Source organism: Microlunatus elymi, assembly GCF_007362775.1.
Lineage (GTDB): Bacteria > Actinomycetota > Actinomycetes > Propionibacteriales > Propionibacteriaceae > Microlunatus > Microlunatus elymi.
Genome location: NZ_CP041692.1, coordinates 756,394 through 768,637 on the forward strand (window position 1 = coordinate 756,394; position 12,244 = coordinate 768,637).

The window sequence follows — 12,244 nt, forward strand, 5'->3', positions numbered from 1 at the left end:
CTGTCCTTCCTATCGCATCGGCAGACCGGTGGCGGTCAGCCGCAGCGTGTAGACGCTGGTGGAGGCGGTGACGAAGAGCTGATTGCGTTTCGGACCGCCGAAGCACAGATTCGCCGTGATCTCGGGCAGCCGCAGCTTGCCGATCAGCGTCAGGTCGGGCGCGTACACGTAGACCCCTTCGCGGGTGCCGGTCCACAGCCGGCCGGCGTTGTCGAACCGGATGCCGTCTGCGCTGTCGGTGATCACCACGTCGCCGCCGCTGAGCTTGCCGTCGTCGCCGACCGAGAATCCGCGCAGATGACCGCGCTGGGAGTCGACGATCAGCAACTGCGAGCGGTCCGGGGTGAACGCCAGCCCGTTCGGCCGGGCGAAGTCGTCGGCGACGACGGTCAGCTCACCGGACGGCGTGACCCGGAAGACGTAGCAGCCGTCCTGTTCCTGATCGGCCCGGAATCCCTCGTAGTCGCTGTCGATCCCGTACGCCGGATCGGTGAACCAGACCGCGCCGTCGGCGGCGACGACGACATCGTTCGGGCTGTTCAGCCGCTTGCCGCGATAGTTGTCGGCCAGCACCGTGATCGTCCCGTCGTGTTCGGTACGCGTGACCCGGCGGCTGCCCTGCTCGCAACTGACCAGTCGGCCCTGGGCATCGACCGTGTGGCCGTTGGTGTAGTTGGCCGGCGATCGAAAGACACCGACCTGGTTGGTGGTCTCGTCCCAGCGCAGAATCCGGTCGTTGGGGATGTCGCTGAAGACCAGATAGCGACCGGCAGCGAAGTAAGCCGGACCCTCCAGCCAGCGGCCGCCGGTGAAGATTCGCTCCACCATCTTGTCGCCGCCGATGTTGAACCGCTCGTCGAGCTTCTCCCAGCGGGCGGGGATGGGGTTGGTCAGGTCCAGATCAGACGTCGTCGGCACGCCCACATCATGCCGCACCGTTCCGGTACGTCGCCGTCCGCCTGAACCGATTCGAGACCTCGGGTTGCCGAGGGTGAGAATGGGTGCGATATGGACGTGGAAACGGGGCAGGTCCAGACCGTACCGAATCGGACTGGACGAGACGACGGAGCCGGCAGCCGGGCGACCTTCCTGGTCGCCGCGGTGCTGTCGCTGGCGGCGGTGATCGCCGCGCAGATCTGGCAGGCCGGCCAACAACCGCCGCCCGGTCTGCTCGAGACCCGTCCGCTGACCGGCTTCATCGCCGGGCCGCTTGAGTGGCTCGCCGTCATCGCAACCATCGGCACGGTCGGCTCGCTGCTGGCCGCGGCCTGGGGCTATCGGCATCCGCAACGCGGCAAGCCATGGAAGCTGACGGACCGCGAGTACGCGATCCTGGCCACCGCCCGCCGCTGGGCGACGCTGTGGGCGATCACCGCGATCGTGTTGATCCCGGTCAACGCCGCCGACACCAACGGCGTACCCCTCTCGTACGTGTTCGGCAGCTTCGGCGATTACCTGACCTCCACCCAGACCGCGCAGGCCTGGCTGCTGACCGCCGCGGCGGCGCTGGCGATCGCCATCGGCTGCTGGCTGAGCACCACCTGGCGATGGACCATCGGGATGACCGTGCTCGCGCTGCTGGCATCGCTGCCGACCGTGGTGACCGCGCAGGTGTCAGTCGGCGCCGGCCACGACCTGGCCACCGACTCGGCGATCATTCTCACCCTCGCGACCACGCTGTGGTTCGGCGCGACCTGGTCCGGCGGGCGGACCGCAGCCGCGATCGGCAACCGGACGACCCTGCATCGGCTGCAGTGGATCGGTTCGATCGCGGTGGTGGTCGCGCTGGCCGCTCGGCTGTGGATCGGGGTCTTCGAGCTCGCCGGCAAGGCGCCGCTGTCCGATCCGTACGGCATCGGCGTGATCGTGATCTTGGGCCTGCTGGTGGTGCTGGCGATCCGGATCGGGCTGCGCTGGCGCAGGCTACGCGGCGACGGCGAACTTCCCCGGCTGTACGGCAACGTCGTCGACATCGCGTTGATCGTGATCTTGCTCGGCGTGCAGACCTCGTTGCTGCGGCTGATCCCGCCGCGGTTCCTGGTGCCGCAGACACCGACGGAGAACTATCTCGGCTACAACCTTCCGAACCCGCCGCAGCTGTCCGAGGCGTTGCTGCCCGGACGCCCGAACCTGTTGCTGCTGGTCGTTTCGCTGCTGATGATCGGGCTCTACCTGTGGGGTGTCGTACGGCTGCACCGGTCCGGCGATCGCTGGCCGGTCAATCGGACCCTGTGCTGGATCCTCGGCTGGCTGATGGTGATCGTGCTGATCGGATCGAGGATGTGGACCTACTCCTCGGCCACGTTCAGCTGGCACATGGTCGTGCACATGACGCTGAACATGGGCGCGCCGGTGTTGCTGGTGCTCGGTGGGCCGGTCACCCTGCTGCTGCGGACCTCCAAGGCGCGCGGGGCGGGGGAGCCGGTCGGCATTCACGACGTGATCAGCAAGTTGCTGAACTGGAAGCTCGTGCAGAATCTGATGCATCCGATGCTGGTCTGGGTGATCTTCGTCGGATCGCTGTACGTGCTGTATTTCACCCCGCTGTTCGGGCTGATGATGCGCTACCACTGGGCCCATCAGCTGATGGCGGTGCACTTCTTGATCATCGGCTACCTGTTCTACTGGCTGGTGATCGGCATCGACCGGCCGCCGCGGACGCTGCCGCACATCGCCAAGCTGGGTTACATCTTCGCGGCGATGCCGTTCCACGCGTTCTTCGCGGTCGCGGTGCTGTCCGGCGGTGCCATCATCGGCGAGAACTTCTACGTCTCCTTGAACCTGCCGTGGCTGACCGATCTCGCGGCGCAACAACGCGCGGGTGGTCAGGTCACCTGGGCCACCGGTGAGGTGCCGCTGTTCATCGTGATCGTGGCCCTGGTCGGGCAGTGGTTCAGGCAAGATCAACGCGACGCCCGGCGCCAGGATCGTGCCCAAGACCTGGGGCATGACGATTCCCTGCAGGCCTACAACGAGATGCTGGCGGCGCTCTCGGCGCGTGATCGGGCGCTGGCCGCGCACGAGAAGCAGGCCGAAGATCCAACTTCGGAACCGCGATCATGACCAGCGCCCCGCAACTGTCGGTCCCCGACGTCGAGCGGCCGGTACGGGTCGAGCTGGACATCGGCGGGATGACCTGCGCTGCCTGCGCGGCCCGGATCGAGAAGAAGCTGAACAAGATCGACGGCGCCACCGCAATTGTCAACTATGCAACGGATCGAGCGGTGGTCACCGGACTGCCGGAGTCGGCGACACCCGAGCTGATTCAGGCGGTGAAGAAGGCCGGCTACACGGCGGCGCCGGTGCCGCGCGGCGACGATCCGTACGCGACCAGCCGGCCGGACCGGGCCCGGATGTTGTTGCGGCGGCTGCTGGTGGCGGCGCTGCTGACGTTGCCGCTGGGCAACCTGGCGATTGTGTTGGCCCTGGTGCCCGACCTGCGATTCCCTTACTGGCAATGGGTTTGTGTGTTGCTGGCGATTCCGGTGGTGTTCTGGTGCGCCTGGCCTTTCCATCGGGCCACGCTGCGGAATTTGCGGCACGGCTCGTTCAGTATGGACACCCTGGTGTCGCTGGGTGTGCTGGCGGCGTTCTTCTGGTCGGTGATCTCGATCAGTCTGGGACTGGATGATCAACCGGGCTACTGGCTCTTCTTCGGCCGAACACCGGCCGGTGCGGACTCGATCTATCTCGAGGTCGCGGCCGCGGTCACTACCTTCCTGCTGGCCGGGCGGTATTTCGAGGCGCGGGCTCGCCGGTCGGCGGCCGACGTGCTGACTGCGCTGAATGAGCTTGCTCCGAAGACGGTCCGGGTGGTGATCGACGGTCAGGAGTACGTGATCCCGGCCGAGAAACTTCAACCAGGACAGGATTTCTCGGTACGGCCGGGAGAGACCATTGCCGCCGACGGGGACATCGTCGATGGGAAGTCAGCGGTTGACACGTCGATGATGACCGGCGAGCCGGTGCCGGCCGATCTTGGTCCGGGTGCACGAGTGCTGGGCGGCACGATCGCGCTGAACGGCCGACTGCTGGTGCGAGCCGTCGCGGTCGGCGGCAAGACCCAGCTCGCCCAGATGGCTCAGCTCGCCGAGCAGGCGCAGGCCCGGAAGGCCGCCGTACAACGCCTGGTGGATCGGGTCGTGTCGGTCTTCGTCCCGGTGGTGCTCGGCATCGCCGTACTCACGTTCATCGGCTGGATGATCTTCGACGGCAACGTACGGAATGGTTTCAGCGCCGCGGTCTCGGTGCTGATCATCGCCTGCCCGTGCGCGATGGGCCTGGCCACCCCGACCGCGCTGATGGTCGGCGTCGGTCGCGCCGGTCAACTGGGCATCGTGATCAAGGGTCCCGAAGCACTGGAGGCCAGCGGCTCCATCGACACCGTCCTGCTCGACAAGACCGGCACCCTGACCTCCGGAGAAATGATCGTCGAGTCAGTAACCGCACTAGGGGGTTCTGATCCTGTCGAAGGACAGCACACCAAGCAGGACATCATCACCCTCGCCGCAGCACTCGAATCGCACTCCGAGCATCCCATCGGCCGCGCCATCGCCCGTGCCGTCGATCAACCGGCCGAAGTCTCCGACTTCCACGCCCTGGCCGGGCTGGGCGCGTCGGCGACATTGGACGGTCGCCGACTGCTGATCGGCAATCGCAACCTCTTTGCAGAGCAGGGAATCACGATCTCCGAGCGCGCAGAGGAGTCGGTCGATGCGGCCGAGGCAGCCGGCAAGACCGCTGTCCTGCTCGCCGTCGACTCCCGGATTGTCGGCGTGCTGGTGCTGGCAGACCAGATCAAGGATTCGGCTGCCGAGGGTGTCGCCGCGTTGCGCGAGCTGGGCCTGACAACCGTGCTGCTGACCGGGGACAACGAACGAGCCGCCGTTTCGGTCGGCGAATCGCTCGAGGTCGACCGGGTGATCGCCGGCGTGCTGCCCACCGGCAAGTCCGCGGTGATCGAAGAGTTGCAGGCGCAAGGAAAACGAGTCGCGATGGTCGGTGACGGCATCAACGACGCGACCGCTCTGGCCACGGCGAACCTCGGCCTGGCCGTGTTGAACGGCACCGACATCGCGCTGAAGTCGGCCGACATGATCTTGGTCCGCAAACACCTCGGCGTGATCGCCGATGCGATCCAGCTCGCCCGCCGTACCCTGAACACGATCCGCGGCAACCTGGTCTGGGCCTTCGCCTACAACATCGCCGCGATCCCGCTGGCCGCAACCGGCCTGCTCAACCCCCTGATCGCCGGCGCCGCGATGTCCCTGTCCAGCGTCTTCGTCGTCACCAACAGCCTCCGCCTGCGCTCGTTCCGCCCCCGCGGCGCCCCCGCCGAAGACCACGACTGACCTCTGGGTCCTGAGCCTGTCGAAGGACCAATGCGCAATCCGGGTCTGTTGCTGAGTGGTGTTGCGTGGTGACGTGCCGAACCGAATCGGCTTGCGAGCGGCAGCGAAGAACCCTATCTTTGCCGGAACGCGTTGACGGAGACGAGTAGTTCGAGATCACGCAGGCCGAGAGAGCCGCCGGCAGCTGGGAAGGCGGACCTGCGCCCCGGACGAAGACACTCCTGAGCGGCGGGGAGGAAATGCCCCGACCGGCTGGCATCCGGTGATCACTGTCGTACGAGGCCGTCCGGCTCGATGACGTACCGGTCGGTGAAAGTGCGGTGGCACAGCGAGTTTCCCCTTATCGCCCGCACTCCGAAGGGATCAGTTGATGTCCCGAGGAGGGCACGATGATCCACCACCCAGTAAGTCGCGTGCTGGCGGCCGAGTTGCCGCAGCATGTCGGAGAGGCCGTCGAGATCGACGGTTGGCTGCATCGCTTCCGCGAGTTGAAGTCAGTCAGTTTCATGATCATCCGCGATCGCAGCGGATTGTCCCAGGTCGTGATCACCGGAGGGTATGAAGCCCCGCCGGAGGAGTCCGTGCTGCGCATCCGCGGTGTGGTCACCGCGAACGGCCAGGCACCCGGCGGCGTCGAGATCACCGATCCGACGATCGAGGTCTTGTCGCGGGCCGAGCAGCTGCCGCCGTTCGATCTCTACCGGCCCCAGGTGCCGGGCAACCTGCCCACAGTTCTTGATCATGCTCAGGTGACGTTGCGGCATCCGCGGCTGCGAGCCCAGCAGACGTTGGCCGCGGCGTCGATCGGCGGCTTCCGCAGCACCCTTGATGATCATGGATTCACCGAGATCCACACACCGAAGGTGGTGGAGTCGGCCACCGAGTCGGGCGCGAACGTGTTCGAGCTGGACTGGTTCGGACGACGCGCCTTCCTGGCCCAATCGCCGCAGTTCTACAAGCAGATCATGGTCGGCGTCTTCGAGCGGGTGTACGAGACCGGTCCGGTCTTCCGGGCCGAACCGCACGACACCGCCCGGCATCTGGCGCAGTACACCAGCCTGGACGCCGAGTTCGGTTTCATTAGGGATCATCAAGACGTGATGATCATGGTCCGCGAGGTGATCGCCGGCATGATCCAATCGGTTCGCACGCGGGCGACGATGGAGCTGCAACTGTTGGACGTCGAGCTACCGAAGGTGCCCGAGGAGATCCCGCAGCTGCACTTTGCCGACGCCATGCGCCGACTCGGCAAGGACGATGTTGATCTTGCTCCGGCCGACGAACGGGCGCTGAGTGCCTGGGCGGTGGAGGAGTACGGCAGCGAGTTCCTCTTCGTCACCGGTTATCCGATGGCGAAGCGGCCGTTCTACACCCAGCCGGAGCCGGGAAATCCCTCGTACAGCAACAGTTTCGACCTGTTGTTCCGCGGGTTGGAGTTGATCACCGGCGGTCAGCGACTGCATCGGCACGGCGATTACCTGGCCGCGCTGGCCGAACGGGGTGAGCCGATCCAGCCGTACGCGAGCTATCTGGACACGTTCGCGTACGGGATGCCTCCGCACGGTGGCTTCGCCCTCGGCCTGGAACGCTGGGTGGCCCGCCTGGCCGGCGTCGACAACGTCCGGCTGACCACGCTCTTCCCCCGCGACCTGCACCGCCTGTCTCCGTAGCAGTTGTCGAGCACGACGTGATCGGGTGAGACTCGCACCGTCGTCGGTACGAATTTCACCCGATCAGGGTCTGGAGCAGTTGGGGCAGGGCGTGACCATTCCGGCCCAGCCGCCCCGGACCAGCATTTCTGCTACCTGCCATGCGATAGCGCATGGCTCCGTGTCGACATCGACACGGCCGTAGCGCAGCGTGACCTCACCTTCCAGCAGTGCGGCGTTGTCCCGGCGGAAGTCTCGGAAACGGTCTTCGCCGATGTGCCCGGTTTCACCGTCCAGTTCGACAAGTAGGTGGTACTTCTCGTATCGCACGTCCCGGTAGATCCGTCCTCCAGCCAATCGAGCGCCGACCTGCCGGCGGCCGCGCGGCAGCCCATGTGCTCGTTCGACATTTCTCAGATAGGCCAGCTCCAGCACGGACTGCGCTCCGCCGGCCACCTCGGAAATGATCTTCTCCACCAGACGGCGCCCGGCGAATCGTGAGCGCGCCGAGAGCGCCCGCTTCAGCCGCTTCGGTGTGGTCAGTTTTCGCTGTACCGCATCGGAGATCCAGCCATCAATTTTGCGTCCTCGACCGTCGATACCATCGCCTAGATCGCGAACGCTTTGCTCGCACAGATCGAGCACGGTGTCGTCGATCGAGGTCCGGGGCAGCGCGCCAACCGATCGACTGCGCACGCCCGCTCGCTCCCGCCGGAACAGCCACGGGGATACGGATTCCCGCTGGATTCGATGTGGCGTCAGCACCAGGATCGTCTTGGGTGGCTGGTCGGTGAGCTTGTGCAGGTAGGCCGCAGCCAACCCGCCGAGCCTGGCGTCGTCGCCGCCCCAGAGCGCTCCGGCCCACGCCAGGCTCAGCCACTCGACCGGTCCCGCTCTGGACAAGAGGAGTCCCGGTCCGAGACGCTGCCAGTGCTCTTGCTCGACCAGCCGTTGCTGAGACCGTGGGCCCAAGCCGAATGCGGTCGCTTGTTCCCTGGTGACGACGCCGGACTGGTGCTCGATCAACCGGCGCAGCTCGGGTGACGGATCGAAACGGCGGTACACCTGGTGGACTCTGACAAACCGATCGACCCCAGTGAGGGCGTTCGGCGAATCTGTGGACGACCCTTCGATGTACGTGCTGGGCTGTGGACAACTCCTGCGATGCCGATCGGGTGAGATTCACACCGTCGGCGGTACGAATTTCACCCGATCAGTGGCGAACTCCGCCGGGGTCAGAGCCAGCCGATGCCGGTGAGCCAGCGGCCACAGAGCTGCTGCCACTGGGCGACCAGCGGTTCCTCCTCGTCGGCGAGGCCGAGGCCGTGGCGGCCGTGCCGGAAGACGTGCGCCTCGAACGGGACACCGGCCACCGCCAGCGCGGTCATCAACTCCAGCGAGTGCAGTGCCGGGACGCCTTCGTCGTCGCTGGTGGTCCAGATGAACGACGGCGGGAAGTCCTCGGTCACCCGGGTGCTGGGGGACAGGTCGGCCAGCAGTTCGGCGCTCGGGTCGTGCAGCAGGTTGCGGGCAGAACCGACGTGCAGATTGGGAATCCGGCCGCTCAGCGTTTCCCGCAGATCGGTCACCGGGTAACAGAGGATCGCGGCGTCCGGCCGACCGGCGAAGGTGTACGACTCGGCGCCCATCACGTCGGCGCTGTCGCCGGCCAGCATGGCGGCGAGATGCCCGCCGGCAGAGAATCCGAGCACTCCGAGCCGATCGGCCGCGACCCGCACCCCGGCGCGGCCGGACCGCAGCTCGCGCATCGCTTGCCGGCCGTCGTGCAACGCACCCGGATGCGCGCCGTCGCCGATGGTGTAGCGCAGCACCGCCGCGTGCAGACCGAGCGTGTTCAGCCAACGCGCGACCGGTTCGCCTTCATGATCGGCGAGATGGGCGTATCCGCCGCCCGGCAGCACCATCACCGTCGGGCGCGCAGAATCGTCGATCGGGTACGTGGTCAGGTCCAGCGCCATGGCCGAATCTTGGCAGGTCGCCGGCCGATCCCGTCAGCCGAGGTCGGATTTCATGATCATTCCGGTGGGGTCACAGCACGATGTACTGCTTGCGGTCGAGCAACTCTCGCACGGCATCGAGGTGTCCCGCATGGGTTGCGGTCTCGACGATGACGTGCAGCAGCACCGCCCGCAGGTTCGGGAAGGAGAGTCCGGCCTCGGCCCACCAATCCTCCGGCTGAGCCGGCGGAGCATCAAGATCGAGCCCCGCGATGTAGGCGTCCGACCGGTCGATCGCGGCCCGGTAGTCGGCGATCACCGATTCCGCCGGCACTGCGTCAGGAACCTGCCAGTCGGCGTTGTCCCCTTCGGGCCAGAAATCCAGCGGCTTGCCCGCCATCACGACCTCGAACCAGTACCGCTCGTCGGACAGGGTCAGGTGTTGCACCAGACCGACACAACTCCAACCCGACGGCAGGACGGGGCGGCGCAACTGTTCCTCACTCAGCCCGGCGAGTTGATCAAGGATGTGCCGACGCTGCCCGGCCAGGCGTTGCAGCAGCAGATCGCGTTCCGCGGGAGCTTCAGGCATCGATTCCCCCGGCGCCCGCTCGACCATGCCGCCGGAGTGGATCGGTCGGATCTCCACACCACCGCCGGCCTTGAGCGCGGGATTGGTACGAGCGATCGCAACCGCTGCGTCCAGATCCGGTGCCTCGATGATGTAGAAGCCGGCGACGATGTCGGCAGCGTCGACGAACGGTCCGGCAGTCACGCCGGCACCGCGGACCGACGTCGCCATATTCCGCGGCGTGAACGCCCACGCACCGACCATCGCGTTCGCGGCGGTCACCTCGTCGGCATGCTCATCGCACTCTGCGATGTCATCGCTCGACGCATCCGGGGCGTGAGCCGAATCGCCGACATAGATCAATACTCCGAACTGGGCCACGATCAGCCTTTCTGGTTGATTCCAATGTTTCTCTTCATCCCTGAGACGGAGCAGCCGGCCCGATCTCGACATGTCCGGGACCGGAATCCTAGAGAACCGCAAGACTCGAGCCGTCATCGCCCGACCAGACCCCGGCCGACGGTCGACTGTCGGTGCCCGGATCTAACGTGTCGGGCATGACCCGGTACATCGATGAGGACCTGCACGATGCCGAGTTTCGTGAGTGCGACCTGACCGGGGCACGGCTGATCGGCGTGGTGATGCAGGACGCGGTGATCGACGGGCTCGTCACCAACCTGGTGGTGAACGGCGTCGAGGTCACCGCGTACGTCGAGGCGGAGCTCGACCGCCGACATCCGGTCCGGGTGCTGATCCGCTCCCAGGACGCCGCCGATCTCCGCGAGGCTGCCGGCCGCCTGCACGCCGCCTGGGACGCCACGATCGACCGGATTCGCGGGCGGCCCGGCATGGAACGACGCAGCGTGAACGACGAGCGGTCGGCCCTGCAGACCCTGCGTCATCTGGTCTTCGTGCACGACTCGTGGTTCCGCCGCTGCTGCCTGGGGTCGACGGAACTGTTCACCCCGTTCGGCATCGGACCCGACGTCGAGCCCTACCGTGCGGCGAACGGGCTCGACCCGAGTCTGGACGAGGTTGTCCGTGTGCGTCAGGCACAGGCCGTCGAGCTTGAGGCTTGGCTGGACAAGATCACCGCTGAGCAACTCGCGGCCCGCGCGCCAGTGCCCGATGACGACGTGTGGCCGCCGTACGCCCGCGGCCGCTCGGTGTGGCAGTGTCTCGGTACGGTGCTCACCGAGACCTTCGAGCACCACCGCTTCTGCGTCCGCGACCTCGACCTGATCGAGTCACAGGACGCGCACACAGGCATGATCAAGTTTGGGACGAAGTCGCAGGTTCAAATCCTGAGAGCGGGGGATGAGTCGCAATGATCGCAGGTCGCGCGGGTTGGTCCGCTGAGTCAGCAGTACGACGATCTGCCGTTGAGCACGACGGATGCTCGGTGATCGCGCTGGCCGACCGACTTGGCATTATCGAGGTGGCGACTTATCGAGGTGGCGACGCTGGATCGGCGGCACGTCAACGCTGTTCGACCACGCCACGTCGGTGCACTAACCGCATTTGTCGGAGCGACTCTGAGTCTCGACCGAGACCGGCGGCAGAACGTCCCGATGACGGGGAGCTGAAATTACTGCCACGTGCTGTGTTGTTGGAAGGCCGACTCTGATCGACTCAGCCGATCGCGCCAGTCCTGGCAGCTGGCCGTAATGCCGAACTGTTCGATCATCGTGCGGATGAACTTTTCTAGGGACACACGTCCTGACGGGATGTGAGCGCGCTCTATAAACACCCCGGAGTCGGACAGCGCTACGGCGCCGAAATGGTAGTGAGGCTCTTCGAAGTCGCTGACCTTCGACGACGGATGCCAGTGGGCGGTGAAAAGCTCACCCTTGCCGTCAAGCGCCAACGCGTACATGTAACCAACCGTTGTTACACGGAACCGTTCGCGTCAAGGAGCTTCCTTGCCACCATCGACGTACCGGAAGTGCATGGTTGCTGTGAACCGTCGGCCGGATGCAAGAGCGATTCCGTTGCCCTCGTTCAACGTCCAGAGATGAACATCACTGCCGCCGGATCGCGCCTTCGGGGAGAGCGAAAAGGTCGCACCACCGATACACGACACGGCATCCTTCAATGGATCCAGGAATGCGTCGAGTGCGGCCGACGGGTCCTTGCCAGGCACGTTCTAGTAAGTAGCCCAGTCACCGAACGAGCGGTAGGAGCATCTCTAGCCGGGACAGTGCGGCAACGTCCCAATCGTCCGGGAATCTGCCTGAATCGTAGGCGCCGAGGAACTCCTGGGCCGAGACGCCCAGCTCTCGCTGTGACTCTCGTTCGAGGATGGCCAGGCTCGCATCTGCCGTCAGATCGACGACTGATGTCTCCATGACACTCATGATGATGTTCCTCTCCCAGGACTGACCCTCACTGTACACAGACCAGAATGCGGCAGCGGTCTGACAGTCGAATTTCGCAGGTCCGGCCGGGCGGCCATCCCGCGAGAGATGCAAACGCCCGGCCGAGCCTCGGTGGTGGCATGCATGTTGCAACGGCCAGGAACCGAGAAGGGCCACCGGCTGGCGTTTCCGCTGGTCAGTGGCCCTTCTGCCGAAGTCGGGGTGACAGGATTTGAACCTGCGACTTCTTCGTCCCGAACTTGATCTTGGTCGTGGTGGCCCTTGCCTGGACACCGTCGCTAAGAGCGCGTGTGAGTGAGTCCGTCTGTCGATGTCGCGGTTGGAGGTAACACACTTC

At 65.8% G+C, this 12,244-nt stretch carries 10 protein-coding genes; 4 read left to right on the forward strand and 6 right to left on the reverse strand.

Translation table 11 applies throughout. From position 1 onward, the window contains the following. Window positions 1–9: 9 nt before the first annotated feature. Complete coding sequence (locus FOE78_RS03300) at window positions 10–918, reverse strand: SMP-30/gluconolactonase/LRE family protein (RefSeq protein ID WP_228266021.1); 909 nt, start codon at window positions 916–918, stop codon at window positions 10–12. Between the two features lie 90 nt (window positions 919–1,008). On the opposite strand from FOE78_RS03300, the gene FOE78_RS03305 reads away from it, so the two are divergent. From FOE78_RS03305 to aspS, 3 genes are all read left to right on the forward strand, one after another. Then, window positions 1,009–3,063, forward strand: a complete 2,055-nt coding sequence (locus FOE78_RS03305) for a cytochrome c oxidase assembly protein (RefSeq protein ID WP_143985050.1) — start codon at window positions 1,009–1,011, stop codon at window positions 3,061–3,063. After that, window positions 3,060–5,351 (forward strand): heavy metal translocating P-type ATPase, encoded by a 2,292-nt coding sequence (locus FOE78_RS03310; protein WP_143985051.1) that lies wholly within the window; start codon window positions 3,060–3,062, stop codon window positions 5,349–5,351. The genes FOE78_RS03305 and FOE78_RS03310 overlap by 4 nt, the downstream gene beginning before the upstream one ends. 389 nt (window positions 5,352–5,740) lie before the next feature. Beyond that, the gene (gene aspS / locus FOE78_RS03315; RefSeq protein WP_143985052.1) at window positions 5,741–7,021 is read left to right on the forward strand and encodes an aspartate--tRNA(Asn) ligase; all 1,281 of its coding nucleotides are present in this window, start codon (window positions 5,741–5,743) and stop codon (window positions 7,019–7,021) included. Between the two features lie 63 nt (window positions 7,022–7,084). Here the strand turns inward: aspS and FOE78_RS03320 are convergent, their stop codons facing one another. The 3 genes from FOE78_RS03320 to FOE78_RS23735 all read right to left on the reverse strand — a co-directional run bounded on the left by FOE78_RS03320 (window position 7,085) and on the right by FOE78_RS23735 (window position 10,027). Continuing rightward, the gene (locus tag FOE78_RS03320) at window positions 7,085–8,065 is read right to left on the reverse strand and encodes a type IV toxin-antitoxin system AbiEi family antitoxin domain-containing protein (RefSeq protein ID WP_143985053.1); all 981 of its coding nucleotides are present in this window, start codon (window positions 8,063–8,065) and stop codon (window positions 7,085–7,087) included. Between the two features lie 170 nt (window positions 8,066–8,235). Further along, a complete protein-coding gene (locus FOE78_RS03325) occupies window positions 8,236–8,979 on the reverse strand; it encodes an alpha/beta hydrolase (RefSeq protein WP_143985054.1) in 744 nt (247 codons plus the stop codon). A gap of 70 nt (window positions 8,980–9,049) precedes the next feature. Further along, window positions 9,050–10,027 (reverse strand): mycothiol transferase, encoded by a 978-nt coding sequence (locus FOE78_RS23735; RefSeq protein WP_210414782.1) that lies wholly within the window; start codon window positions 10,025–10,027, stop codon window positions 9,050–9,052. A 59-nt stretch (window positions 10,028–10,086) separates the two neighbouring features. On the opposite strand from FOE78_RS23735, the gene FOE78_RS03340 reads away from it, so the two are divergent. Further along, on the forward strand, window positions 10,087–10,860 hold the full coding sequence (locus tag FOE78_RS03340) for a DinB family protein (protein ID WP_143985055.1): 774 nt from the start codon (window positions 10,087–10,089) through the stop codon (window positions 10,858–10,860). Window positions 10,861–11,117: 257 nt separating this feature from the next. Here the strand turns inward: FOE78_RS03340 and FOE78_RS03345 are convergent, their stop codons facing one another. After that, window positions 11,118–11,405, reverse strand: a complete 288-nt coding sequence (locus tag FOE78_RS03345; protein WP_143985056.1) for a hypothetical protein — start codon at window positions 11,403–11,405, stop codon at window positions 11,118–11,120. A gap of 286 nt (window positions 11,406–11,691) precedes the next feature. Beyond that, window positions 11,692–11,886, reverse strand: a complete 195-nt coding sequence (locus tag FOE78_RS03350; protein WP_143985057.1) for a hypothetical protein — start codon at window positions 11,884–11,886, stop codon at window positions 11,692–11,694. Between the last annotated feature and the right edge of the window lie 358 nt (window positions 11,887–12,244).

Bases quoted from the DNA above. Each gene is read 5' to 3' on its own strand.
- FOE78_RS03345 (WP_143985056.1), bottom strand. From the start codon at position 11,405: ATGTACGCGTTGGCGCTTGACGGCAAGGGTGAGCTTTTCACCGCCCAC.
- FOE78_RS03350 (WP_143985057.1), bottom strand. From the start codon at position 11,886: ATGAGTGTCATGGAGACATCAGTCGTCGATCTGACGGCAGATGCGAGC.
- FOE78_RS03305 (WP_143985050.1), top strand. From the start codon at position 1,009: ATGGACGTGGAAACGGGGCAGGTCCAGACCGTACCGAATCGGACTGGA.
- FOE78_RS23735 (WP_210414782.1), bottom strand. From the start codon at position 10,027: ATGACGGCTCGAGTCTTGCGGTTCTCTAGGATTCCGGTCCCGGACATG.
- FOE78_RS03340 (WP_143985055.1), top strand. From the start codon at position 10,087: ATGACCCGGTACATCGATGAGGACCTGCACGATGCCGAGTTTCGTGAG.
- FOE78_RS03325 (WP_143985054.1), bottom strand. From the start codon at position 8,979: ATGGCGCTGGACCTGACCACGTACCCGATCGACGATTCTGCGCGCCCG.
- FOE78_RS03310 (WP_143985051.1), top strand. From the start codon at position 3,060: ATGACCAGCGCCCCGCAACTGTCGGTCCCCGACGTCGAGCGGCCGGTA.
- aspS (WP_143985052.1), top strand. From the start codon at position 5,741: ATGATCCACCACCCAGTAAGTCGCGTGCTGGCGGCCGAGTTGCCGCAG.